19 protein-coding genes are annotated in these 25684 nt (G+C 37.7%); 10 read left to right on the top strand and 9 right to left on the bottom strand.

Annotation, left to right across the window (positions count from 1 at the left end; genetic code table 11):
* Positions 1–72 precede the first annotated feature (72 nt).
* From H8700_RS07935 to H8700_RS07900, 8 genes are all read right to left on the bottom strand, one after another.
* Positions 73–819 carry a tRNA1(Val) (adenine(37)-N6)-methyltransferase gene (locus H8700_RS07935; RefSeq protein ID WP_249304926.1) on the bottom strand — a complete coding sequence of 249 codons (747 nt, stop codon included), beginning with the start codon at positions 817–819 and terminating at the stop codon, positions 73–75.
* 6 nt (positions 820–825) lie between these two features.
* Positions 826–2256 (bottom strand): PSP1 domain-containing protein, encoded by a 1431-nt coding sequence (locus tag H8700_RS12215; RefSeq protein WP_283242234.1) that lies wholly within the window; start codon positions 2254–2256, stop codon positions 826–828.
* Positions 2257–2289: 33 nt separating this feature from the next.
* Positions 2290–3282, bottom strand: a complete 993-nt coding sequence (holB, locus tag H8700_RS07925) for a DNA polymerase III subunit delta' (RefSeq protein WP_249304925.1) — start codon at positions 3280–3282, stop codon at positions 2290–2292.
* Between the two features lie 128 nt (positions 3283–3410).
* A complete protein-coding gene (locus tag H8700_RS07920) occupies positions 3411–3851 on the bottom strand; it encodes a YaaR family protein (RefSeq protein WP_022142672.1) in 441 nt (146 codons plus the stop codon).
* Positions 3852–3878: 27 nt separating this feature from the next.
* Positions 3879–4496 carry a dTMP kinase gene (tmk, locus tag H8700_RS07915; RefSeq protein ID WP_022142673.1) on the bottom strand — a complete coding sequence of 206 codons (618 nt, stop codon included), beginning with the start codon at positions 4494–4496 and terminating at the stop codon, positions 3879–3881.
* A 305-nt stretch (positions 4497–4801) separates the two neighbouring features.
* Positions 4802–6103, bottom strand: a complete 1302-nt coding sequence (gene murA / locus H8700_RS07910; RefSeq protein ID WP_249304924.1) for a UDP-N-acetylglucosamine 1-carboxyvinyltransferase — start codon at positions 6101–6103, stop codon at positions 4802–4804.
* A 364-nt stretch (positions 6104–6467) separates the two neighbouring features.
* Positions 6468–8327, bottom strand: coding sequence for an ATP-dependent nuclease (locus H8700_RS07905; protein ID WP_249304923.1), 1860 nt, complete (start codon positions 8325–8327; stop codon positions 6468–6470).
* Between the two features lie 119 nt (positions 8328–8446).
* Positions 8447–9046, bottom strand: coding sequence for a flavin reductase family protein (locus H8700_RS07900; RefSeq protein WP_249304922.1), 600 nt, complete (start codon positions 9044–9046; stop codon positions 8447–8449).
* Between the two features lie 185 nt (positions 9047–9231).
* Here H8700_RS07900 and H8700_RS07895 point away from each other — a divergent pair, with 185 nt between their 5' ends.
* From H8700_RS07895 to H8700_RS07865, 7 genes are all read left to right on the top strand, one after another.
* Positions 9232–9576 (top strand): Ig-like domain-containing protein, encoded by a 345-nt coding sequence (locus tag H8700_RS07895; RefSeq protein WP_022141859.1) that lies wholly within the window; start codon positions 9232–9234, stop codon positions 9574–9576.
* A 5-nt stretch (positions 9577–9581) separates the two neighbouring features.
* Positions 9582–11417: a cache domain-containing sensor histidine kinase gene (locus H8700_RS07890; RefSeq protein WP_249304921.1), complete on the top strand. Its 1836-nt coding sequence runs from the start codon at positions 9582–9584 to the stop codon at positions 11415–11417.
* A 218-nt stretch (positions 11418–11635) separates the two neighbouring features.
* Positions 11636–12454, top strand: a complete 819-nt coding sequence (locus H8700_RS07885; protein ID WP_249304920.1) for a hypothetical protein — start codon at positions 11636–11638, stop codon at positions 12452–12454.
* A gap of 296 nt (positions 12455–12750) precedes the next feature.
* Entirely contained in the window at positions 12751–14211 is a 1461-nt protein-coding gene (locus tag H8700_RS07880) for an ABC transporter permease subunit (RefSeq protein WP_249304919.1), read from the top strand.
* 13 nt (positions 14212–14224) lie between these two features.
* Positions 14225–15190 carry a carbohydrate ABC transporter permease gene (locus H8700_RS07875; protein ID WP_249304918.1) on the top strand — a complete coding sequence of 322 codons (966 nt, stop codon included), beginning with the start codon at positions 14225–14227 and terminating at the stop codon, positions 15188–15190.
* Positions 15191–15301: 111 nt separating this feature from the next.
* A complete protein-coding gene (locus H8700_RS07870) occupies positions 15302–17011 on the top strand; it encodes a type 2 periplasmic-binding domain-containing protein (RefSeq protein WP_249304917.1) in 1710 nt (569 codons plus the stop codon).
* Positions 17012–17156: 145 nt separating this feature from the next.
* Positions 17157–17996 (top strand): YesL family protein, encoded by an 840-nt coding sequence (locus tag H8700_RS07865; RefSeq protein WP_249304916.1) that lies wholly within the window; start codon positions 17157–17159, stop codon positions 17994–17996.
* 633 nt (positions 17997–18629) lie between these two features.
* On the opposite strand, the gene H8700_RS07860 is transcribed toward H8700_RS07865, so the two are convergent.
* Entirely contained in the window at positions 18630–18779 is a 150-nt protein-coding gene (locus H8700_RS07860) for a hypothetical protein (RefSeq protein ID WP_249304915.1), read from the bottom strand.
* A 515-nt stretch (positions 18780–19294) separates the two neighbouring features.
* Between H8700_RS07860 and H8700_RS07855 the strand changes: the two genes are divergently transcribed.
* From H8700_RS07855 to addB, 3 genes are all read left to right on the top strand, one after another.
* The gene (locus H8700_RS07855) at positions 19295–19738 is read left to right on the top strand and encodes a hypothetical protein (RefSeq protein WP_249304914.1); all 444 of its coding nucleotides are present in this window, start codon (positions 19295–19297) and stop codon (positions 19736–19738) included.
* 482 nt (positions 19739–20220) lie between these two features.
* Entirely contained in the window at positions 20221–21972 is a 1752-nt protein-coding gene (locus H8700_RS07850; protein WP_249304913.1) for a methyl-accepting chemotaxis protein, read from the top strand.
* Positions 21973–22158: 186 nt separating this feature from the next.
* On the top strand, positions 22159–25683 hold the full coding sequence (gene addB / locus H8700_RS07845; RefSeq protein WP_249304912.1) for a helicase-exonuclease AddAB subunit AddB: 3525 nt from the start codon (positions 22159–22161) through the stop codon (positions 25681–25683).
* The last annotated feature ends 1 nt before the right edge of the window (position 25684 follow it).

Here is a 25684-nt window from a genome sequence, read left to right as displayed (position 1 = left end):
AGAAGATTTCGAGATTACATGTTATATTTTTTATGATCATTCCTAAAATGATAACAAATCTGTCTGTGTATTTTACTGATATCCATACAACTTTAGCAACTGGTCTGTATAGACGTTAGGGCTTTTGTATACAATGATCGGTGGTTCTACCGTGATACGGGATCTGCCATCTTTTACCCCCTCGATCAGAACCATATTCGGCTCTTTATCAATATATGGATGAACAAGACACATTCTTTTTGGTTCTAAATGGTATTTACTCATTGTTTGCATGATCTCGGCAAGGCGGAAAGGCCGATGCACCATAAAAAAGCTTCTTTTTGGTTTTAATACGGCAGCACTTTCACGGATCACATCTTCTAAAGTACATAAAACTTCATGACGAGCGATCGCTTTTGGCATATCCGGATTTTTCAGTCCATGTGTATCTGTCATATAAGGTGGATTCGTTACAACAGCATCAAAAGACTGTTTTCCGTAGATTTCAGATGTATTACGGATATCTCCTGTTGTGACATGAATCTTATCTTCCAAATGATTATAGGCAATACTTCTGCGTGCCATATCAGCACTTTCTTCCTGAATTTCCAATGCTTCGTAAGAAGCAGCCTGCGTTTTTGCACATAGCAGAAGGGGAAGAATGCCGGTTCCTGTGCCAAGATCCAGTACACGTTGTCCTTTTGTGAGTTTAGCAAAAGAAGAAAGCAGGACAGCGTCCATGCCGAAACAAAACTTTTCCGGATTTTGAATGATCCGGTAACCGTTACGCTGTAGATCGTCAAGTCTTTCTCCGTCATGCAAGTAGTCCTGCTGTATCATAATCTTTTACTTAGTCTCCGTTTCTTTTTTCGAATTATTTACATTGCCTTTATGGGAGTAATAAGAATTCTTGTTGTTGTATTTCTTATAATTTCCTCTGGTTGCAGAGCCTGCGTTTTTGAAAGTATTATTGTTATGTGAATTCGTTTTTGTAAACGGTTCTGTATGCTCTGCATTATTATACTTCGCATTTTTCTGACCGGCATTTGGATAATTTTTCTTATAATTTCGTTTTTTATAATTGTCTTTGTTTTTATTCTCTTTATGCGGATTCTCTTTTGCAATATAATCTGTAGAAGAATCGTTTTTAGTTCGATTCTCTTTATACGGATTCTCTTTTGCAATATAATCTGCAGGAGAATTGTTTTTAGCTCTATTCTCTTTATTTGAATTATCTTTTGCAAAGTGATCGGCAGAAGAATGGTTTTTGTTTCGGTTATCTCTATATGATTTCTTTGAATGGTTGTTTCGGTGTGAATTCTTGGAAACAGCATTATCTGCCTCTTCTGCAACAGAATCTTCCAGATCTTTCTGTTCCAGATCTTCTAATTCTTTGATTGTTTTTTCATCAATCACTTCATCCGGTATAATCGGAGCAATTGGAATATTAGATGGACGGTTTCCTTTGTCAAAATTTAATTCATCTACGTCATATTCACGTACTTCTTTTTCTTCGTTATCTATGGTAACGATAACTTTAACACGTTGTTTTAATACGCTGACACTTTGTACTTCTCCTTCAAATCCGTCAATCGTACTGACCTGTGTACCAACATGCGGTAATGTTTTATTGAGGTATTCGTAAGCTTCCTCTTCGTTTTTCAGACAACACATAAGACGACCACAAACTCCTGAGATTTTAGCAGGATTTAATGACAGATTTTGCTCTTTTGCCATTTTGATCGATACCGGTGCAAAATCAGACAGGAAAGTGTGACAGCAAAGGGGTCTTCCACAGATTGCAATGCCTCCGATCATTTTTGTCTCATCACGTACACCAATCTGACGTAATTCAATACGGGTACGAAAAACAGCTGCTAAATCTTTTACAAGCTCTCTAAAATCAATTCGTCCGTCGGCTGTAAAGTAGAACAACAGTTTATTACGGTCAAATGTATATTCTGAATCAATCAGTTTCATTTCAAGATTGTGTTTTGTAATCTTTTCTAAGCAGATGTTATAAGCTTCTTTTTCTTTCTTTTCATTTTCGATACTTGTTGCATCATCTTGTGGTGTGGCGATACGCATAACCGGTTTTAATGGCTGTACGATCTTTTCTTTCTCGACTTCTTTTGGCGCTAGTACAACAGTTCCGTATTCTACACCTCTTGCGGTTTCTACAATAACATGATCGTTTTTCTTGATATCAAGATCAAGTGGATCAAAGTAATACACTTTACCCGATTTTCTAAAACGAACCCCTATAATCAATACCATAATCTATATAATTTCCTTTCTTTTTCGTCCGGTTTAATTTTCTTTTATTGTCAAAAGAAGTAATTCAATTGTTATATCAAAGTTGACATTAGCAGCAAGACGGACTTTTGCATTGTCGATCGCTTTGATAATGTTCTCGATCTTCTGATAGTTATGAATACAAGCCTGCTCGGAAATTGCTTTGTATTCTTCACGGTATAAAAGAATATTCGTATCTTTTGTAATCTTAAACATCAGAACATCACGATACCATAAAAGCATCAGATCAAGATAATCGTCCATTGAGGATTTTCTTTGTGAAAAGCTCTTAATCTGTTGCATGATTTCAGGAACATCCATTTTATCAATCTGTTTTAATAAAGAAAGTGTTTCAGCTTTCATTTCCTGAAAATTCTGGTCTGAAGAAAAATGAATTGCCTTTCCGACATTTCCCTGACAGAAAGCAGCAGCAATGTCTGCCTGATCTTCGTCCATCTGAAGGTTTTTGATCAGATATTCCTTGATCTCAGCTTTTGTCAAAGGACGTGTATTTAATGTAATACAGCGTGACTGGATCGTATTTAACAGATTTTTGGAATTTTCCGTAATTAATAAGATCACAGCATATTCCGGTGGTTCTTCAATTGTTTTTAAAAGGGCATTTTGTGCCTGTTCTGTCATTTTGTTTGCATCCGGGATAATGTATATTTTGTAAGCACTGCTATAAGGTTTGATCGTAATATCATTGATCAGTTGCTCACGGATATCATCTACACTGATGCTTGCTTTTTCATGTGTTACAAAGCGGACATCCGGGTGATTATTTGAGTCTGCCTGCTTGCAGGATTTACACACGCCACAGGCATCTCCCTGCGCAGAACGATTCTCGCAAAGCAGGGCTTTTGTTAAGGCAGATGCAAGTAAACGTCTGCCTGATCCTGTTTCGCCATTAATAATATAAGCGTGGGAAATATTTCCCTGTAAAATGCCATCTAAAAGATGTGTCTTAATCTGGTCTTGTCCGATTATATCTTTAAAATTAGCCATTATTACTCCAATCCGTGTATTCAAATATACACTTATTTACTTTATAAAAAACTGAATGTACAGTAGTGTACTGACGTTATATTTATCATAATATAAAGAAATGTATGTACCTGTTTTCTTTATTTGCATCAGGTAAAAATATCAAGGATCAAACCACGTATTTCATCAACCTTTTGCAAAATGGCAAGATGATCTTTCTCTTCTTCCAGAAGTTCCTCTGCAAGTTCGTCTAATGTCTGGTTGATCTGCTTGATAATTCCATATACACGATGCCGGCCTTTACGGTCAAGAAAATTTTCACGACTGAATTTATGGGAATGTGTAGAGATTTCATTAATAAATTCTTTGATCAGTTTGCGATACTGTTTCATATCGCGAACATCCATACGCTTGCTGATCCGGTTTCCCTGTTGTGTGATCTCTTCCATCATGAAGGCAAGCTGGGACTGTAGTTCATTTTCCTGCAGGTTACTGAGTAAAGCAAATCGAAAAGAGCCATCTGTTTCAGGAAGATTCGAAAGTGCATTTTGTTGTTGTATCTGTGCAAGATTAGTAACTTTTAAATCCACAGTTATCGCCTCCTTATCAATACTTATTTAAAAAAGAGCAGAGACTTCTTTCCAGATAGCATTGGCAATCTGATCTACGGACCGGTCTCCGTCAACGACAATAATTTTTTCTTTGTCTTTTAGCTGCTCAATCAGAGAAAGATAACGGTTTCTGACCTCTGTCAATCTTTCTTTTGTTTCAAAAAGTTCTGTATGAAAACGTCCTTTTGCCATACGTTCTAAAGATACTTCAGGAGTAACATCAATAAATATATGGCAATCAGGTTTGACGGTATCGTTTGCTACCGAATTCAGGCTCATCACCCAGTTTAATGGGGCGCGTACACTTTGGTAGGCATAATTGGATAATACATAGCGGTCACAGATTACATGAATTCCTTCGTCTAACTTCTGGCAAATGCCGTCTGTTTTATTAAAAAGATGATCCAGACGATCTGATGCAAAAAGGGCAGCCAGAGTGCGTTCATCTGCTTCGATTCTTTTTGTAAGACATTGACGAAGCATACATCCTACCGGACCGTCAGAGGGTTCACGGGTTTCATAACAGCGTGTTCCCTGCTGCTCGATCTTTTGTTTTAACAGTTCGATCTGTGTGCTTTTGCCACAGCCGTCAATTCCTTCAAAAGTTATAAAACGTCCTCTCATTTGTTAAAAATCTCCTGGTTTGATCTGGTTAAAAGTTGCCCCTTGTGTAGCATACATAAACGATAAAATGAAATTATCCGTCACAATGGGCGACAAGCGTGCAATGCTTGAATTTTAGAATTATTCTATCGTATAGATACTTTAATAATACGCTTTTTGGGGGATATTTGCAAGTTATCTGCTCCGGTATAGGCTGACAAAAAGTTCTAAAAAAATAAAAATGTTTTTATGAAATGATCTGTCTAAAAAAAGAGCCTTTGCTTCGTAGGTTTTCTGCCTATGTTGCAAAAGCTCTTTATAGATATCTATCCGATTTTCAGCTTGAACTTTTGAATGGCTCTATCGTCATCAATTTCAACTTTTTCCATTCGCGCACCGAGCTGATTCAGTTTGTGCTCAAAACATTCATAACCTCGCTCAATGAACTTGATCGAATCGACCGTTGAATAACCATCCGCCACCAATGCAGCTACTACTAATGCAGCTCCGGCACGCAAATCCGGTGCTGAAACAGCAGCTCCGGTAAATCCCGAAACGCCTTCGATAATAGCAACATTTCCTTCTACTTTTACATTTGCTCCCATGCGGGAAAGTTCATCAATATATTTAAATCTGTTCTCAAAAATACTTTCCGTAACGGTACTTGTGCCTTCAGAAAGAGCCAGAAGTGTTGCGATCTGAGGCTGCATATCTGTAGGAAATCCCGGATATGGAGAAGTTTTAACCTGTGTGTGGCTTAATCTGCCGGTTGCGGATACACGGACAGCATCATCAAATTCTTCGACTAATGCACCGATTTCCGTAAGTTTTCCGGTAATTGCTTCTAAATGCTTTGGAATGACATTTTTGATCAGAACATCGCCCCTTGTAGCGGCAGCAGCTACCATAAAAGTACCGGCTTCGATCTGATCCGGAATGATCGAATATTCACTTGCGTGTAGCTTTGATACACCGGTAATACGGATCTTATCGGTACCGGCTCCTTTAATATTTGCACCCATACTGTTTAAGAAGTTTGCTACATCTACAATATGTGGCTCTTTGGCAGCATTTTCCAATACAGTCTTTCCGTCTGCCATACAGGCAGCTAACATAATATTGATCGTTGCACCGACAGAAACAACATCAAGGAAAATGTGGTTTCCAACCAGATTTTCCGCAAAAGTGTCGATCATACCATGTTCAATGTTGACCGTAGCGCCAAGTGCACGAAATCCTTTCAAATGCTGGTCAATCGGACGGCTTCCAATCTCACATCCACCCGGTAACGCTACTTTTGCTTTTTGATATTTGCCCAGCAACGCACCGAGCAGGTAGTATGAAGCACGAATCTTACGAATGGAATCGTAATCAATCGTTACAGCTCCAATGGTACTACCGTTAATTTCTACCGCATGTGGGCTCAACCTGTTGACTGTAGCTCCGATCCCCTCAATTGCAGTCAATAAAACATTAATATCGTTTACATCAGGAAGATTGTCGATCAAAACCGTTTCATCTGTCATAATTGCAGCGGCAAGTATGCCTAAAGCAGCATTTTTAGCACCACCGATCGTAACCTCTCCACGGAGAGGAACACCGCCTTTAATAATATATTGATTTTCCATATTGCACCTCATAAAATCCAATTTCGCTCTCTTTTGTATATTGCATTAAAATTTATATAATATCTGTAAGTCCAGTCTGATAAGTCAAAATAAGTATCTCACTATTATAGTTTAAAATACATTTTATGGCAATTCGTGCACATAAAATGTATTGTGTCGCAGAAGAAGAATACATTTTTTTAACAAAAACCTCTGCATTTTGTCTCAATTGTCGAATGTGTTTCCTGCCTTTTGTAAAAATAAGCAAAAAACAACACATAACAATATTATAAACAAAACTTATGTTATGTCAACAAGAAAAAAGGTTTGTGACACAAAAGTGACAAAAATTCGTCTCCATCCTGTATGGCTGTTTTTGTTGTCATCATTTTTTTCTGTTTTCAAAGTATACAAAAGAGTCGATCGCATCAAAAATATCCTGAAAGGTTTCGCGTGGTGCGGCATCAATATACTTTTTGAGGATTTCCTGTTCGGCTGTTCCGTGATAGCGTCCATAGAAAATGTCAAACAGATTATGGCCTCTGACATATATTTTTATGTCTTCTATATGGTCTTTTATGTCTTGTTTATTTTTTATCCTGAAATTTTTTGTGCGCAGCAGCTTTTTGAAACTGTTCAATTTAAATAAGTAGTCTTTGTATTTTTTATAAAGAATATTGTAAAAATCTTCTTCGGAACGGATCACGCCGATCTTTTTCATAACGGATGGCTCTAAAAAGTAATTTTCAAAGGAATAATACTTTAAGATCAATACATTTTTCGGCTCAATCTTTGGCAGATTGCCTAAATCTTCTTTGGCCCGCTGGCTGTAATAGTTACAAAGCTGCTTCTTTAGGTATTTTGGGTTTTTTCCATCGCTGTCGCGGATCATTAAAAACTGATCTTTCAAATATAATTTATTGATGTACTTTAAGTTTGCGTACGTTTTAATATTTGTACAGCTATTAGTAGGAATGATCGTAATTCGCTGCAGTTTGCCGTCATCATCATAGATTTCGGAATAATATTTTTCTAAAAGCAGCGGCAGGCGGTTGCTATCCTGTTTGCCTTCTACAATAAAGACGAAGCTGACATTCATCAGATCATTTGCAGTATATCCAAGGTCATCTAAAATGACATCAATATCCGTATCCTGACGTGCGATAGTGTAATATTCTTCATCAAGAATGATTTCGCGGATCTGCTTTGTAGAAAAGTTAAAGATCAGATTCGGGGAGTGTGTTGTAAATAAAACCTGATTCTTCTTTGAAAGGCGGTAAAGAATTTCACTTGCTACCTTCTGGAGCTGTGGATGAAGATAGATTTCGGGGTCCTCGATCATGATAATGCAAGAAAGAGTATCTTCTTCTTCGATATAAGCCTCCAGAAAAGAAAGAGCATAAATACTTCTTAAGCCTTCACTAAGCAGATTGATCGAACCGACAGAACCACCACGGACTTTGTTACGTACTAAAGTATCAATATGGAGCAGACTGTCAATATCATAATTCATAACATATTGGATATCCTGTGATGGACTTGCATTCGCATGGAAATGTTCATTGACTTTTTTGGCAAATTCATTCAGGTTCGTATGAAAAAGTTTGTATTGTAAAAGTCGTGCTGTTTCAAAAAGAGTTAGTTCCTCCGGTGTTTTTTTGTTGATCAGTCCAATGCACTGAAAGCAGCGGTTGCAGGTTCTTGTCGCATCAAAAGTACATTGGTTGTCTTTGAGTTTTTGGAAAGATTCTTTGTCGTAAAAATTAAATACATCATTTTGTAATGCTTCTAAGTTTCGCGTCTGATCGATATGGTAGATTTTTGGAAAAACTTCTAATATATATGGATTGTTTTTTTGGAATCCATCGTCATAACGTACTTTCTTTTGTGGTGTGATAATGCAGGTAAAAGAAAGTACATTATCCTGAAAGGAAGGAAGTTTTGTGCAGAATTCCTGATACCATGCATCATAATCACGCAGCTTGTTTAATGTTCCTTTTTTGTGAAAATATTCGAGATCTTCCGTAGAAAATTCGATGTGCAAAGAAACTTCAATAGATGTGTTTGCGTCACGATACTGGTAATCTTCCACTTGGGTTTTACCGGCAGTTAATAAGAGTGCATCAATGATAGAAGTTTTGCCGGTGCTGTTTTTACCGACTAAGATCAATGCATTTTCAATGTCACAGATCTCAATATCGCGAATAGATTTGAAGTTGCGGATTTTTATATAGGTTATTTTCATAAGTGCTCCCTTTTATACCATGAATAGCATCAAAAACGCCGGTTCTTTGTATACCATTGTTAACAGGATCTGTTGCTATATAGTATATGAATCTGTTGCTGACATTGTCATAGTATATTTTATGACTTTGCTTTTCGTTTGTGTTCTTTCTTTTTTTTCTTTTTTTGAATGGAATATCCAAACTTACCGACCGGCTCTCCAAGCGTCAGATATGTTCCGTGCGAATAAGAGATCAGATTACTGTCGTTTAAATGAAATGTATTATGTTCATCTAGCAATGTATCATCTACATGAACAGCAACAACATCAGCAATAAACATATGATGCGAACCTAATTCCTGAATCTGCGAGACTTTGCATTCAATATTGACAGGTGATTCTTTGATCATCGGGCATAGGACCTGATCTGCTTTTTCTTTTGTCAGGTGACAATCGCTCCATTTATCATAGTTCCGGCCGGAACGGACACCGCAATAATCAGTTGCAAAAGCCAGATCTTTTGTCGTCAGGTTGATCACAAACTCTTTTTGCCTGCGGATCATGTCATAGGAATAACGTTCCGGGCGGACAGAAATCGAAACCATTGGCGGATTTGTGCATACAGTAGCTGCCCATGCAACAGTAAAAAGATTGGATTCACCATCAATATCACCACAGCTTATCAATACAGCCGGTAAAGGATAGAGCATGTTGCCGGGCTTAAAATTTATCTTTGCCATAGAGGGTAACCTCCTTTGTTTTTCTAAACATAATTATAACAAAAAAATAACAGATACGATACACTTATAATTAGATATACACAAAAAACAGGATGTGTGTTAAAATGAAAGATAATATGGAAATAAACTAAGATAGAGGATTGGATACAAAGAAGTCTGATCAGAGGAGAAACGGAGAGATAATTATGGCAAATTATTTGGCATTTGAATCTATGACAGAAGGATTGGAGAATAAAGTAAAACAGGATCTGAAATTCAAGACAGGAAATTTTTTGTGGAAAATTAAGTTTAATGTGCCTTTGGATCCTAAGACAGTCAATAATGTAAACCTGTATGTAACAACGATGAATATGTCGCCATTAAAGACGGCGATCCGTTATAATTCAATTGAAAATGAGATCGAGATCGAACCGATCGAACCATATGCACAGGATGAATCATATATTTTGAATATTACAACGAAAGTAACATCACTATCCGGTAAACCGTTAAAAAGTCCGGTTCAGGTACAGTTTAAGATTGGTGAATAGAAAGAATGAAAAAAAGAAAATACAGATGGTATAAGGTGCTGGATATAGCAAAAAGTATCAGTTTCGGAAAGAGAATGTTCCTTATATATATAATAGGGGGAATTATTCCTTTTGTAATTGCAACATTTTATATCAGTCAGCAGAGCCGTAATCTGATTCTGGAGCAGAATAAAAAAGCACAGCAGGAGGAGGTTGCCCTGATCGGCTCCAGTATAGAAGAATCTATGGAAGTTGCTACAGACGTAGGGAAACAGATCTATAGTGATGCGGCGGTCCGTAATATTATTACGAAGATCGCACAAAAGGAATATAAAGATACCGATGAGTTTACACAGGACTGTGTCAGCATGCAGTTTATTGATAAATATCTCGAATATTATAAGGAAGAGATTTATGATATCAAGATCTATGTAAAGAACAGAACGATCGCATCGAACCGGTATTTCAGCTATTCGGGTGGAGGGGATATCAAAAAGCTTAACTGGTATCTGCCCACCTGTTACCGGAATGGTGAGAGTTATTGGTCTTATTTCTTTGATGAGACAAAATCAGAAAATGTGATCCAGCTTACACGTAGTATTCAGGATTCTTCCGGTAAAACAATAGCTGTGCTTGCCGTACGCTTGAATCCCGAACGAACTGTGAAAAAAGTGATTAAACGAACAGACAATTCCGTATTGGTGTATGGCCCCGATGATGTGATCGCAACAAATTTTGAAATTACAAACGATAATGATTTTCTGATCGCAAATTTGAATTCTTATCGTAAAAATTTGGGAACTCAAAAAGTGGTTAATGGTATTAGTGAGTATCTGGTAACCTATCAAAAAATTTATCCTGATGATACGGGATCGTGTTATACGATCGTGCGAGTCCAAAGTTCACGAGCTTTACTGGTTGATTTTAATAAAACAAATCTGATCAGTATTGTTACAGTATTGCTCGGCCTTATGATGTCAATCTTTTTGATCCTGCTCTTTTCGAATCTGTTTGGGCATCGTATTAAAAAGCTGCGTGAACAGATGCATTTAGTCGCGGTAGGCAGATATAAGGAAGTAGAGCCGATCGATGGAACAGATGAGGCAGCTGAGCTGTACCAGGAGTTAGAACAGATGATGCAGGATATTCAAAAGCTGACAACCAAAGTGGTTGATGAACAGGTTCAGAAAGAAAAGCTGCATACCAAGCAAAAAGAAGTTGAATTTAAAATGCTTGCAAGCCAGATCAATCCCCATTTCTTATATAATACATTGGAAACGATCCGTATGAAAGCAAAGATTAACAAAGAACCTGAGATCGAAGAACTGGTAAAAAAACTTGCAAAGATCATGAGAAGAAATATACAGGTTGGTGATCAGATGGTCAGTTTGCAGTCAGAGATCACATTGATCGAAGATTATCTTGTAATTCAGAATTATCGTTTTGGAGACAGAATCCATTCAAAAGTTATTGTAGACGATAATGTTGATACTTCTATCATGGTCATCCCACTGATCATGCAGCCGTTTGTGGAAAATGCATTTGCACATGGTCTGGAGTCGAAAGAAAATGATGGCTATCTGGAAGTGCATGTTATGCAGAAAGAAAGAGATATTGAAATTCAGATTAAAGATAACGGTGCAGGAATGAATTATTATACATTAGGAAAGATTCGTAAAGCACTCAGAGAAGGAATTCATTCGGAAAATGATCATATCGGAATCAATAATGTGAATCAGAGAATTACCATATTATATGGCGAGCCGTATGGTGTATCGATCAGGAGTGAAGAGGGGAAAGGAACTTGTATTACAATCTGTTTTCCGGCAGAAATCCCACAAGAAATTCAAAAATACATCTAAAAATGGAAAAGATTGCATAACAGATACAAAAGTAACCATATCAGAAAAGAGTTTTTTGTGGAAAATACCATAAAAAACTCTTTTTTAAATGCAAAAGTGAAATAATGTGGGTAAACATGTCAAAAAAATAAGGTTACTTTTGTTGATTTTTATGGTATACTCAAATACAGGCATGAGAATGTCATTATGTTGAGTAAAAATAAGAGGAGGAAATGGTAATGAGAAAATCATTAAAGAAAATCGTTTCAGCAATTACAGCCGGTGCTATGGCTTTAGCTCTTGGCGTAACAGTGATCCCTTCCGTAGCATTTGCAGCAAATGATCCTACGAAAGAGGCAATCGCACTTGGTAAAAAGGATTTTGATCCAAATGGAGAGTACAATGCATACTTTATGTTCCAGGCAGATGGATGTTGGGTATTCAGAGATCCGTTCTTCAAGAAGGAAACCGGTATCGACAATGCAAACTGGGACAAGATGCTTACTACATTAGATGTAGAAGAAGCTAAGCCTGTTGATGGTCAGATCACTGACGTTAAGATCAAAGGTAATGGTACATATACAGTTGGCGTTAAAGGATTAAACGGATGCGTTACAAACGATGGTAACACACATGTTAAATTCGTAGGTGTATCTACAGATATCCCTTCTAATGACACTGTTAAGATCACAAATGTTAAGACAAAGATTGATGGTATTACAAAATTAACACAGGACAATGCCATTATTGATGAAGAAGCAGAAGATGCTCCACATACACTTTGCTTTAACACAGCTAACACATATAGAAATACAAAGGAATTAAAGACGGAGTTCCAGATTCCTAATGATTCTGTGGAAGTAACATTTACTGTTTCCGGTTTTGCGAAGGACGATCCGGATGCAAAAGAAGCTACTCCTACACCGGCAGCAAAGTCAAACGATAAGAAAGATGACAGCAAGTCAAGTGTACCGGTTATTCCAATCGTAGTAGTTGTAGCTGTCGTTGTAGTTGCAGGTGTTGTAGTTGTTGTAACTTCAAAGAAAAAGAAAAAATAATTCATTCTGACAGAGAATGATTGAGGAGATCTTGAGATGAGATTTGAAATACAATCTCATCTCTTTTCCTCTTTTTTTCATGTCTAAATTGTTTTTACGTTTGTCTGCATATTCTCTGTATGATTTCATAATAAAAAAGAAGTGCGAACAAACAGTTTAAAAAGTGTGAAAAATATGTGTATTTTCAATCCATAAATTATGGTATTTTTAAAATGCACTTTTTGATAAAATAATAGTAGAAAAGTTCTATTCGTTTTTTTGAAGCGAAGACTGAAATACAAAACAAGGAGGTCATTATGAAAGAAGAAATAACCGAGAAGAAAGGGACGTTAAGCAGTCTTTGGATTGTGCAGCGTGTGATTGCCGTACTTGTGATCGTCATGGCATTCTTCCCAATCGCTAACCCGGCTAAGATCTGTGGTTTGGTTAGTGACAAGATTTCATTATTTACATCAGCTATTTCTTATAACAGTCTTATTAGTGACTGTGCGAGAGCATTTCGTATGAATTGGGTTGATGAGACAACATTCGTAGTTACTTATATTGGTGCGGTGATCGCGGTACTTGGTATCGCGGCAACAGGTGTTGGTGTTTGTACATCAATGGGTAACAACAAGCTTCAGAGATTTGGCTTAAAATTCTCTATTATCGGAGCAATTGCAGAAGTAGTTGGATATGCAGTTTGTTTCGTAGGTTACATTTTGGTTCGGGATACAAATCGTGTGGACAAAGTTGCACCTTCTATGCCGGTTGGTGTATTTATCTTCGGCGGAATCGCTGCTTTGATTCTGATACTTTCTTTGGTATTATTTGTTAAGACTCCAAAGGCACTGCCTGGTGAGAAGTTTGAGATGGAATCAAAGTACAAATTATTCCTGATGTTCCTTCCGTTTGCAATCCTTGGTTTCTTATTCTGCTACCTTCCTCTTTATGGATGGAGATACGCATTCTTCGATTACAAGTCAGGTGGAACGCTTTCATCAGACAACTTTGTTGGTCTTAAATGGTTTGCTTACTTATTTAAGAACTCTGCAACAAGAAATGATGTTATCAACGTTATGAAAAACACATTGGCAATCAGTGGTTTAAATATCATCACAAGCTGGATTCCTATGATCTTCGCTGTATTCCTTTGTGAAGTCCGTAACATGAATTTCCGTCGTTTTGTACAGGCGTTTACAACAATCCCTAACTTCATTTCATGGGTACTTGTATATGCCGTAGCGCTTTCTATTTTCTCAACAGATGGTTTCATTAACACATTTGCAAAAGAGGTTGGTTTGATGTCACAGAATGCGCCAGGTCATAACTACCTGATGGGTAACTCCTTCACATGGGTTAAGATGTGGGGCTGGGGTACATGGAAAGGTGTAGGCTGGAGCGCAATCATTTACATAGCAGGTATTTCCGGTATCGACCAGTCATTGTATGAGGCGGCTACCGTGGATGGTGCGGGACGTTTCCAGAAGATGCGTCATATCACTCTTCCGGGTCTGCTTCCAACATTCTTCGTGTTATTGTTAATGGCTATTGCCGGTATTCTCAGTAATGGTCTTGACCAGTACCTCGTATTCGAAAACGCTGAGAACAGAGAGTCTATCCGTGTATTAGATTTATACGTTTATAAATTAGGTATTGGTAATGGTAGTATTCCATTATCTACTGTAGTAGGTATGTTCAAATCTGTAATCAGTGTCGTTTTACTGTTCGCCGCAAATGGTATGTCAAAACTGCTTCGTGGCGAGAGTATCATATAGGAGGTGAAGAAAAATGGCAAAGACAGCACAGGAAAAGCTTGATGCTAAGAGAGAAAAAGCATATTACAAAAAGCATAAAAAGATGTACCGTACTAAGCCGGGCGATGTGATCTTTAACATCTTTAACTATATTTTCTTCTCAGCATTTACACTTACATGTATTTTCCCATTCTACTATCTGTTTATCAACACGGTATCAGATAACGAATTGGTAAAAAGAGGTTTGATCAACTTCTATCCAAAGGGATTTAACGTTGATAACTATATTGCGTTACGTGAGGTAGGTGATCTTGGTACTTCCTTTATCGTAACCATTTCAAGAACATTGATCGGTACAGCACTCATGGTAGTTGCTTCCGCTTTCGTAGGTTACATCGTAACAAAGCAGGAAATGTGGCACAGAAGTTTCTGGTATCGTTTCCTCGTTATCACTATGTATTTCAATGCCGGTCTGATCCCTTGGTATTTGAACATGGCATTGTTAGGTTTGACAAAGAATTATTTAGCTTACATCATTCCTACGATCGTAGCTCCGTATAATATTATTCTGGTTAAGACGTATATAGAGTCCATACCGGCAGAGCTTGAAGAAAGTGCCTTTATTGATGGTGCTTCTTATATGGTAGTGTTCCGTAAGCTGATCTGGCCTTTGAGTAAACCGATTCTTGCTACAATCGCTATTTTCGGTGCAGTAGGACATTGGAACTCATTCCAGGATTCTTTGATCCTGATGCAGGGTAATGAAAAGCTCTTTACATTGCAGCATAGATTGTACAACTACCTGAACCAGTCATCAAACCTTGGTACTTTGATGAGTCAGGGTGGAACAGCAGCACAGCAGGCTATGGAGCAGGCATTGAACTCTAAGGTTATTAAGTACACGATTTCCATGGTATCCGTTATTCCTATCTTCTGTGTATATCCATTCATGCAGAGATATTTCGAAAAGGGTATTATGTTAGGTGCTGTTAAGGGTTAATGTACTCGTAACATTATTAAAATTAAAATATTGGTCACAGCAGAGTGTAAACTGCTGTGACTGTAAAATGAATCTATTAAAAATGCATTTTCTTGAGAGGAGGAAAAAATAATGCGTAAGAATTTTACAAAAAAAGCAACTTCTATGCTTTTAGCAACAAGTATGATCGTTGGAAGTACATCTTTCTTGGCAGGATGTGGTTCTAAGAAAAGTGAGATTGTTACACTTGATGTATACAGTCAGTTAGCAAACTATTCAGGTGTCCAGACAGGTTGGATCGCTGATATCTTAAAGGACAAGTTCAAAGTTAAATTAAATATTATTCCTGATGGTGACGGTGTTTACGAGACACGTATGGAAGATGGTAACTTGGGTGATATCGTGGTTTGGGGTAATGACAGTGATAAATACCCAACAGCGGTAAAGAATGGTCTTTTATATGACTGGAATGAAGATAATATCTTAAAGGATTATGGTCCATATATTAAAAAGCATATGCCTGATGCGATTAAGAAGAATCAGGAATTAACTTCTACTATTACAAATGGTGCAAAAGATACTCTTTATGGTTTTGGTCATAACGTAGCTACTTCAAGTGAAGATCATGAATCATTCTTCTATACATGGGATGTTCGTTGGGATCTCTACAAGAAATTAGGTTATCCTGAAGTTAAGAATTTAGACGATTTCGAAACATTAATGAAAAATATGGTAAAAGAGTGTCCGACGGATGACTCTGGTAATAAGACATATGCTGTTTCATTATGGCCTGACTGGGATGATGCAATGGTTATGTATGTTAAAGCTACAGCTACTGCTTACTATGGTTATGATGAGTTAGGCTGTGGATTATATGATCCTCAGAATGGTAAGTTCCATGATGCATTAGAGAAGAATGGTCCATACCTTCAGATGTTAAAATTCTATAACAACTTATATCAGGATGGATTAATAGATCCTGACTCAATGACTCAGACATATGATAAGATGATCGAGAAAGTACAGAATGGTGGAACAATGTTCTCTATCTTTAATTATTCCGGATCATTAGCTTATAATAAGAAAGCTCATACAGAAGCAGGTAAGATGATGAACTGTATGAAACCTTCGGAAGCCACACCAATTGTTTATGGTATGAACCCACAGGGTGGAGATCGTATCTGGTCAATCGGTGCTACAACAGAATATCCTGAGTTATGTATGGAAGTTATCAACTACTTCTGTACTCCGGAAGGTCGTCTTACAATGGATTACGGTCCTAAGGGCGTATGCTGGGATTATGATAAAGAAGGCAACACATACTTCACTGATTTAGGTAAAGAGTGTCACAACAATAAACAGACTAAGATTGGTAACGGTCATAAGGGTACTTTCCAGGATGGTACATTACAGATTGTAAACACTACATGGTCTGTAGATGCTTCTAACCCGGATTCAAACGGTGAAACATACAACTCAGATAACTGGAAGAGCAACCTTTCAGCAGCTTCAAGTGATATCGAGAAAGATTGGCGTGATAAGACCGGTGCTACAGGTGTAAATGATTACATGGAGAAAAGCAAATATGTCGTAGCTCCTGGTACATCTTATACAAAGAGCGAAAAGTCTGATGAGTTAAAGACAACATGGTCACAGGTAACTGACGAGATCAAGAATGGTTCTTGGAAAGCTATCTACGCTAAGACAGATGCTGCATACGACAAGATCGTAAACAGCATGATCAAGAAGTGTGAGCAGTATGGTTACAAAGAGTGCGTAGATTGGTCTACAAACGAAGCTAACAGACGTAAGAGCTTAGAAGATGCAATCACATCTAAATAATTAAAAAATGATAATATGACGGTAGGGCTGTTCCATATGAACAGCCCTATTTCATAAATTAGAGAAAATAATGTTAAAACAATAAGAGAGTGCATACGATCATTTAAAAGATGATAGTAGCAAATGCACAGAAATGGATATAGAAATGAGTAGTTTTTTTTCGATTGACAGTCCCTTTTATAAGTTTATGAACAGATTGCTTGATATGCTCAAGTTAAATGTAATGTGGCTTCTTTGCAGCGGAGTTGCAGCAAAGTTTATCATAGAAGGAATCATTGTCTTAGCCGGCTTTGGTTCTTACCGTGTGTTTAGCTGGATCCCGCTTCTTTTGATCGGTCCGGCAACAACAGCCGCATTTTCCATTACCCTGCGGATGGTAGATGAAGAAGAAGGATATATTGCAAAACCTTTTTTGAAAGCATATCGTGAGAACTTCAAAGATGGAATGATCCTTGGTGTGATCACATTGATCGCTGTGTATGCATTGTATCTTGATTTTCAGTTCTATGGAGCCGCAAAAAAAATCGGTTATAGTACAACAGGATACATGATCATTGGAATCGTTGCCGGTTTTCTGGCATATATGCATATTGCTTATGCATTTGCTTTGCAAGCAAGATATGAGAATTCGATCATTAATACAATGCGTAATTCATATTCGATCCAGATGAAGTATTTTCCAAAAACAATTTTTCTGTTTGTCGTTTTGTTAGTGGAATATTTTGTAATTACTTTTAGTGCAACTACAAAATTGTTAGGTATATTAGTTGGTCCGGCATGTGTATTTTTGACGATCAGTGGATTTGCAGGACAGGCATTCCGATTGATCGAAAATGAAAATGAAGAGCGGGAAAACCAGACGGAAGATACTGACGAAGAGACGGAAGAGGTGTATGAGGATACAGACGAATCCGATGAGGAAGAGGAAATTGACTCAGATGAAACAACAGAGGAATATTTAGAAGAGAACGACTCAGAAGATTGATTTGTTGTCAGAGTAATTTGTGGAAAGTAGAATCGGGACTTTGTTTGGCTTCATGGAGACGAAGAGGATTTTAATAAATAGCAAATTGCCGGAAGGTTGAGAGTCAGATTTCTTTGTAATGATATTTTGTCATTCATGAATTTACAATAAGAGACACCTGGTTTCTATTTGTGTTATGGACTGACCTTTAAATGTTAGATTTTGGTCTGACTTTTTGGGGGGCAGTATATAGGAATAGAATTCGGGTGTCTTTTTTCATGGAATAGGAAACTGCTCGTACAGTGGTGGTGCACCAACAAGAATTGCTTTAGCAATTCTTGGAGTGCAAAGCGCTGGCTTTGCACTTTTTTAAAGCAAAGATATTTGATCTATGGTTTTAATTTTTCAAGTTCTGATCGATCAATTCCCATAATGTTTAGAATATCATTAAAACTAACTGTTTGAAATTCACTATTATATTTGCAAAAGATTTCATTTAATTCGGAATGAAATTTCTTGTAATACGATTTATTAAGCAATATTTTAAGGTAAAGAATGGCAACAAAAATACGTCTGTTATTATAATTTGTTATGTTATAATAATTGGCAATATTAGCTACACGAATATTTTTGTAATCAGAGTTATAAAGACGCTCACCATGGGCACATTGATTTCTTACTAAGTATGATTACCTGCCCCTGATTGTCTTTACATAAGAACAGATCTTTATAACCATTTATTGCATTATAATAATTTTCTTGTTCTAAAAATCGTTTTGGTCTGCCATCTGTTGGAACAATCATTCCTCTGCTGCGTAATATGGTTAGTTGTTGGTTAAATGTTTTAAATTCTTTCAGCTTTTGTACTTCCTATTAAAAAAAATGGCCAGGGCGTCGTACGCTTCCTGACCTAATCTTATGCTGCTATTATATTCGCATACTTATATTATGTCAATATTATCAGATGATATTTTTCTATAGTTATTAAGATTTATTAAAACGAAAGTAAAAAATCCATATATTGAATGAATGTAGGAGGACATACAATAACATCACCGGCTACTGTTTCGCGTGTGCTTAATAACCCTAATTATAAATGTTCTGTAGAGGGGTTGAGAGAAAAGATCTGGATTCGGTCAAGGACCGGATCGAAACGGACATCTATGATCAGTTAAAGAGAATCGAAGAAGATGTTATCGACTTGCATTCGTATTTGTAATTTCCGATTATTGATCGCTAGATCAGATGTAAAGTAGTTCTAATCTGCATTTTGGTGTCATATACTGTTACTATCAATATAAGGATGGGGGCAGATTCCTATGTCGAATACCAAAATAGTCGTCTTACGTTCCAAAGAGGTGATCACAGCCGCAATATTTGTTGGTATTGCCGTGATCGTGCTTTTTGTACTTCTGGGCTTTCTTTTCACAGGAAAGAATGACTCTAAGACAACGGCACAAAGCAGCGGAGATCAAAAATATGAAGCCGGTGTTTATACGAAAGAATTGACGATTGGAGACAGCGTAGTGAATCTTCAGTTATCATTGGACGAAGACCGGGTTAAGGCAGTGGAATTTGTAAATCTGAGTGAAAGCGTAGAAACGATGTATCCTTTGATGCAGCCAACGGTTGAAAAGCTGTCAAAGCAGCTTGCAGCCGGAAAGACGATGGAAGAGATCGTGGTATCAGAGGATACGCAATATACGGAAAAAATTTTGGTGGAAACGGTAAGCGAGATGTTAAAGGAACATACGAAGAATTAGGAATGCAGGGAAGGAGAAATAAATGAAAAATACTTGCTTGTAATGTTTTGTAATAGTATACTATTTTTATATTCTTTTTCAGAAAAAGTACTCTGAAAAGCAAAAGAAGGAAAAATGGCGAAAAAAATGTAAAAAATTAAATTGTCAGACAATTACCTGCAATTGCGTCTGAATTGTGCCCCCATTTTATGCGTGTTCCGAGAGGGTACCGTAGAAATGGAGTAAGCCCGACAAAGGGCATTATTTGGCAGCACATATGTGCTGCCTTTTTTCTATGGAGATATTTTTTCAGGTATGATAAAATAAAATAGTATTTTTTCAGCACAACATTGCGGTGTTGGAACAAGAAAAAAGGGGAGCTTTTGAAATCTTTGGCAAAAGATAAAAGCTTTGCTTCCAGAGTCGGCATAAATATACAACAGTAGCAGATTCAGGGGTGTCACTGTAAAGTGTATGGAGATATCTGCGGGACGGAGAACAGAATGGGGAAAAACAAAATAAGGGCTAAAGGAACAAAGATGGGGAATACAAAGAAACATTGGAACATTCGGACAAAAATCATGGCAGGCATGATCATATGTGTTTTGATCGTTATGAATCTGATAGGATGGAGCTTTATTATTCAGGCAAGAAACACAATGCTGGAACAGTGTAAAAAGACAGCTAAAAGTTCGGCAAAGATTGCAGCAAAAAGAATAGATGGTGATCTTTTAGAACAGATCAAGAAAGGTGACGAAGGAACGGATCATTATAAAGAAATGTTAGAACAGCTGCAGGTATTTCTTGCCGGTGATGATATTAAATATATCTATACGATGAGAATGGATGATAATAAGCTGGAATTTGTCGTTGATGCAGATACAAAAGATGGAGCGGCGATTGGCGAAGAATATGAAATTTATGATGAGATTGCAGATGCTTTTAAAGGAAATGTTACTGTTGACCGTGAAATGACATCCGATGAATGGGGTGACTTTTACAGTGCATTTGCACCGGTTTATAACAGCTCAAAACAAATTGTAGGGATTGTCGGTGTGGATTGTTCTGCATCAGCGATTCGGACGCAGCAGAATACATTTATAAGACAATTTATATTGATTGGATTTGCAGGTCTTATAGTCGCCATTGTGCTTTCTTTGATCATTAGCAGGGTTTTGTCAAGAAGTGTCAGTACGATAGCCGGAAAAATGAGCGAGCTTGCGATGAAGGAAGGCGATCTTACACAAAAGATCCATGTAAAGTCAAAGGATGAAGTAGGGGACATTGCAAAAAGTCTGAATGTGTTTTTAGAAAATTTGCGTGAGATTGTTCAAAATATAGGAACAAATGAGCATAAACTTTTGGAAAATGCAGAACATGTCAATGATATTGTAGTTTCTTCTGCAAACGAAGTGTCGCAGGTAAATGTAGTCATGAATGAAATGGGTGATAATGTTCTTGAAATGAGCGACCTGGTTCATAAGATCGCTCAGAATGCGAAGAACAATCATGATAAGATATCTTCTGTTATGTCAGAGACAAAATCTAAAACAGAGTATATCAACCATGTGGGTGAGAAAGCACAAAAGCTGGAAAAAGATGCAATATCTGCTAAAGAGCACATAGAAAGTGCACTAGACAGGATTGGACAGACATTGGAAGAAAAGATAGCAGGATCTAAAGATGTAGAACGTATCAGTGAGCTTACTGATCAGATATTAGAAATTGCTGATCAGACCAATCTGCTTGCACTGAATGCGAGTATAGAATCAGCAAGGGCAGGAGAAAGTGGAAGAGGATTTGCGGTAGTAGCCGGTCAGATTGGGAAGCTGGCAGAGCAATCATCAGAAACAGCAGAAGAAATCCAGACATTAAATGCGTATATTATAAATGTCGTGGATCAGTTAGCAGAAGCATCCTTTGAACTTTTGAACATGGTCAAAGGAAATGTCATGTCTGATTATGATGTTTTGGTACATACCGGAAAAGAATATGCAAATGATGCTAATGGATTTAGAGAATTAATGACAGTTTTTGAAGAGCATATTAATGAAATTCAGCAAAGCATGAATCGGATCAATGAATATGTAGATCAGATCATGAATGGATTTGATAAGCAGAAAGAAGAGGTGCTGAATAATTCTGAGCATATATCACAAATGGATGAAGAATTCAAAGAAATTGTGAATGCAGTACAGGATAATAAAGAAATTGTGGATGAATTAGAAAAAATAATCAAACAATTTAAAATATAGATTTTTTAATCATTAAACACAGATCGTGTGTTTTTTACGATATAGGTCATTTAATGGTCTTAAATCCTGACAAGTTAAAAGATCAAAACAGCAGATATACAAACATGTCATTATATATCAAAAATCTATCTTGAAATTTTTCGTTCAGAAGATTCCGAGAGTACATAAAACAACAAAGGGGAAATTATGTCATTACAATTTATTTTTGGGGGATCAGGTAAAGGAAAAAGCTATTATTTACAGCATTTCATTTCAAAGGAAGCGAAGCTTTTCCCGGAGAGACAATATTTGTTCGTTGTGCCGGAGCAGTTTACGATGCAGACACAAAAAGAACTGATCGCGATCAGCGATGAAAAAGGTATTATGAATATTGATGTGCAAAGTTTTCTGCGATTGGCATTTCGTGTGCTTGCCGAAACAGGAACAGCAAGTATGCCGATACTGGATGATATGGGCAAGACCATGATCTTAAAAAAAGTGCTTGCTAATCTGGAAGAAGAACTTACTTATTTTGGAAGAAATATTCATAAAAAGGGTTATGTGCTGGAGATCAAATCCTTTGTATCGGAATTGATGCAATATGGAGCGGATGAGACAGTTGTAGAAGAAATGATCCAAAAAGCCGACAGGCAGCCGGTACTTCGTCAGAAGCTTACCGATATTAAGAAGATCTATAAAGCGTTTGTCGAATATTTATCGCAGAATTATATTACTTCCGAAGAAATCTTAACGGTGCTTACGAAAGTAACAAAAGAGTCAGAGATTTTAAAAGACAGCGTGGTTTGTCTGGATGGTTTTACCGGTTTTACACCGACACAGTATCAGTTCATTGAACAACTGCTTTGTGTTGCACGAAAAGTATATATATCCGTAACGATCGCACCGGGAGAGTCTGTTTTAAAAGTGGGAGCAGAGCATAAGCTTTTTCATATGAGCCAGAAGACGATCTGCCGGCTACGCAAACTCGCCAAGGGGCATCGTGTAGAAGTGGAGGAAGATATCTGGGTTGGAGAGGATTTCGAAAAGACACGTTTCGCTATGGCACCCGGAGTACGTGTATTAGAAGAGCAGCTTTTTCGTTATCCGTTTTCGCCATGCCACGAAAAGGTAGAAGATGTTACGATCCATGTATTAAAACAGCCGGAAGAGGAAGTTGCGTTTGCCGTAGAGCAGATTAGCAACCTGCTTCGAAAAGAAGACTGCCGTTACCGGGATATTGCTGTGGTGGCAGGAGATCTCGAAGTGTATGGAAAACTTGCAAAAGAACTTTTTGCACAAAATGAGATTCCCTGCTTTGTGGATCAGAAGAAAAGCATTCTTTTGAATCCTTATGTAGATATGCTAAGTGCAGTGATCGACATTTTTCTGACGAATTTTGAGATGCAAAAAGTGATCCGTTTTGAGAAAAATCTTTTTTCGACAGCCAGCTTAGAGCAGTGCAACCTGTTGGATAATTTTCTTCGTGCAACGGGAATCCGTGGATATCGCAAATGGTGTGAAGTCTGGGATCCTAAGTGGGCTTTTCGAAACCTTTCGAAAGAAATGCATGCAGCACTTAATGTTACGTTAGATACCATACGTCAGGAGACTTTGGATCAGCTTGGCGGACTTTACGAACAGATCGGACGCGGAAAGCATACGGTCAGGGAATATGCACAGGCTTTTTGTGAATGGATGGAAGAAGAGAAACATTATCTGAAGATTCAGGAAATGGTTGAAACATTTACACAACAGGGAGAACGTGACCTTGCAAGAGAATACAGCCAGATTTACGAAATTGTTTTAGGTGTTTTTGAGCGTTTAGTTGAGCTTTTAGGTGACGAAGAAATGAATCTTCGTGAATTTAAAGAAATCATAGATACCGGATTTAGTGAGGCTCGTATCGGACTGATCCCTCCGGGAGTTGACCAGGTTGTCGTGGGTGATATGATCCGTACCCGTCTTGCAAATATCAAATATCTTTTCTTCCTCGGAATGAATGACAATAATGTTCCAAAGAGCGGAAGTCATGGCGGCGTTCTTTCGGATTCGGAACGGCTTTTCCTTGCACAGGAAGAATTTGAACTGGCACCGACGGTAAGAGAAAACGTCTATATGGAGCAATTCTACCTGTATCTTAATCTGACAAAACCATCGAGACATTTGTATCTGACATTTTGTGAATCGGGAAACGATGGCAAAGCTTTGAATCCTTCGTATATGATCGACAAAGTACAAAAGATCTTGCCGAAAGTTTCGATCCGTGTCGAGGACAGAAGGCAGGATGACAGTTATCTGCTTGGTACAAGCTTTGGAAAAGAATATCTGATACAGGGATTGCGAAACAGAGAAGATCAAACGGTACCGGATAAATGGAAAGAAGTATTTGCTTTCTATAACAGAGATCCTAATCGAAAAAAAGAACTGGAAGATCTGATAGAAGCTGCTTTCTATCGGGAAACCGAAACGAAACTTTCGAAAGAAGCAGTAAGGGCTTTGTATCATAATATATTGACCGGAAGTACATCGCAGTTTGAGCGGTATGCCGCCTGTGCATTTTCGTATTTTTTGCAATATGGACTTCATTTGCGGGAGAGACAGGAACATCAGGTAGAATTTTTTGATATCGGAAATATTGTACATGAGGCATTAGAGCTTTATACCAGACAGTTGATCACAGAGAAGAAAAAGTGGCAGGATATCAGCGAAAAAGAACAGCATGTTCGTGCAAACCAGTGTATTAACAGCGTTGTGGAACGATATCGTGAAGGAATTTTATATGATACCGAGCGTGATACCTACCTGATCAACCGTTTACGGAGAATCCTGCATCGAACGATCCATACGATCACAAAGCAGATGGAAGCAGGTTCTTTTGATACGGTAGATAGCGAAGTTGGATTTGAATTACTTAAAAATGTTTCGGAAACGAAAGAGCCGGATCTGCTTCGCCTGATCGGAAGAATTGATCGTGTTGACCGTATGGAAGAAGAGGGTTCTTTGTATGTTAAGATTGTAGATTATAAGACCGGGAAAAAGGCATTATCGTTATCGGATCTTTATTATGGATTGCAAATGCAGCTTATGATCTATTTGAAGGCGACTGTCGAAGAGACACAAGAAAAGACCAAAAAACTTGTCGTTCCGGCTGCTGTTTTGTATTACAACATTGATGATCCGATGGTTGAGACGATGAAGCAGGATCAGGAACAGATCAACAATGAAATATTTAAGCAGCTTCGTATGGAAGGGCTTGTTAATGAGGATGATCCGGTCTTGCCGGCATTGGACCATTGTTTTGAAAGCGAAGAAGGCACATTGCCTTTGGATGTCAGTTCCGATATTATACCGGTTGCAACCGATAAGAAGGGACAGTTAAAGAAAGCGTCTAAAACATTGCAAACAAAGGATTTTGAGACCTTAATGCAATTTACCGATAAGAAGTTAAAAGAGATTCATGATGCGATACAGCAAGGTGAGATTTCAATAAATCCATACCGGAGAAATGATGCAAGCGGTGAAACAGCGTGTCAGTACTGCCCGTATCACAGTGTTTGCCGTTTTGATATCAAGATACCGGGGAATCATTATCGTGTCTTTGACAAAATGACAGAAGATATGGTGCTTTACGAGGCAGCAAAAAAGATCAATGGGGAAGAAAAAGAGGAAAATAGTAAAGAGCAGGATCTTTTGCAGCAAACCGGGAAATTAGAGAAAGGTGGTGAAAAATAGA

Source organism: Jutongia hominis (assembly GCF_014384965.1).
GTDB classification, from domain to species: Bacteria; Bacillota; Clostridia; order Lachnospirales; family Lachnospiraceae; genus Butyribacter; species Butyribacter hominis.
This window is presented reverse-complemented; position numbering and strand designations above follow the sequence as displayed.